At 34.2% G+C, this 1,791-nt stretch carries 2 protein-coding genes and 1 pseudogene; 1 reads left to right on the forward strand and 2 read right to left on the reverse strand.

What is annotated here, in order from left to right; genetic code table 11:
- A pseudogene (locus CV945_RS17725) lies at nt 1-197 on the forward strand (IS1634 family transposase); the annotation flags it as partial.
- 248 nt (nt 198-445) lie between these two features.
- On the opposite strand, the gene CV945_RS17160 reads toward CV945_RS17725, so the two are convergent.
- A complete protein-coding gene (locus CV945_RS17160) occupies nt 446-901 on the reverse strand; it encodes a hypothetical protein (protein WP_155836653.1) in 456 nt (151 codons plus the stop codon).
- Between the two features lie 21 nt (nt 902-922).
- Complete coding sequence (locus CV945_RS16760; RefSeq protein WP_100660194.1) at nt 923-1,549, reverse strand: hypothetical protein; 627 nt, start codon at nt 1,547-1,549, stop codon at nt 923-925.
- Between the last annotated feature and the right edge of the window lie 242 nt (nt 1,550-1,791).

Below are 1,791 nucleotides of genomic sequence, written 5' to 3' on the forward strand. Positions count from 1 at the left end.
GGATCGTAGAGATCCGGACTCATGAATCGTGGCCGAACGTAAGAGACGAATGTGAGCGTCTTATGCTTGGACATTTTTCTTCCAAAAACGGCGACCTTTTTCAACGAACCGAGCTGACGGCCAAACAAGCGCAACTCTTTACGGCTCTAGGGCTGGAGCCTCCTCCAAAGATCCTAAGCATCCATCCTCGCACCTAGATACACGCCCGAAGTGTGCCCAAATGCCTCCGATCCCTTTTGTATCAAGGGACGAGAGGCATTTTGTTTGCCTAGTGACTGTCGAACTCGGGTACGTAATTTAAATTCAAAACTATAGCTTTTGTATTTTGCATTTGATTTATCCAAAAAAATCCCTCCTGTATAGCAGTGTGTCCTTTTTCTACACTGTCTACACAAGAGGGATAATATCAACTTTAAGTAGCACCCTTCTTTTTGAAGTTCTATTATTAATCTATTCCCCAAATATCAACGGAATATCTTGTTGATTTCGGATAATAAAGAGGAGGTTTAGCCCATCCTGTTGGTTCAGGTTCATCCCAAACAACTAATCTATAGTCTCCACTCCCAGCATTCACACTAAACGTAATAGAACTTGTACTTGTTACACTTTTTGTCGTTTTAGTTGACCACCAAAGTCCATTACTTTTTTGTAATTGAACATTAACTTTTTTAATATTGCGAGTTTTAATCCACTCATCGACTTTGAATGTTACTTTTACCGTATCCTTGGTTGAATAGAAATAATGATAATTTTTAGGAACTGAAGTCGTACTTTCTTTTGTAGTACTAGTAAACGATGTGATTAATACAGTATCTGCTAATGCAGCACTTGAAAAGAAACTGAGCAGAAAACATGTTGTTAATAGTAGAGAAGATATCTTAATTGGTAAACTTTTCACCATATTGTTCCCCCTCAATTAAAATCAATAAGTAATTTTAGCTTCTACAATTCTATAACTTTGTGTTGGAGCATAAACATCGACCATTAATGTTGTATGATACGTTACAAAATATTTCAATGCCTTAAATGTTCCTTTGCTAGTTACTCTTGCAATTTTAGCATCTCTACCTATTATTCCATCTAACCCAGTTACAGTTGTATTTGACGATTTATCATACATTATCCCTGTTAGATCTGCATCTGCTGAAACTCCTGTTAAATAGTCTCCATTCCATGAAAAAATACCACTTACCGCATGGGTAAAATTAAAACCCGCAGTATTCGTTACATATGCTTGATAACTTTTTGATCCTATTGAACTAGCATTTACACCCATAGTATTTAACTGATTGGTCATTATATTTTCTGAACCTAGTGAGTTGTTTTCTTTAAAAACTAGTTTTAAATTCTTAGACGTTAATTCAATATTTTTTTCTCCATTAGATAATCTTTCATTTGCTTCATCTACTAATTCTTGTAATTCCTGATTCAATGCTTCAATTTCTGTTTTAGTAGGGTAGTAATTTTTCTTATACTCAGCTGCACTAGTTTCATGATTAAACATCAAAAACATAAAACTAAATGCTAATAGGTATAACATCTTTTTCAAGTTAAGTCACCTCGTTTTCATACTAAAACCCATTTGTATTGTTAAGGTATACCTTAATTAGAAATAAATGCTAGCGCTCGTATAATATTATCTTGTTAACTACTAAAAAAGTCAATACAATATTTATAATTTTTTAAAAAAATAGGTTCATCACCAAATTTTGTGATTTAGTGACAAAAAAGAGAAAGCACTGACGAGATCCTGGCAATAATGTTAGCGGTGAAATAAACATTAAGGAGGTC

Source organism: Geobacillus sp. Manikaran-105 (genome assembly GCF_002809955.1).
Lineage (GTDB): Bacteria > Bacillota > Bacilli > Bacillales > Anoxybacillaceae > Geobacillus > Geobacillus thermophilus.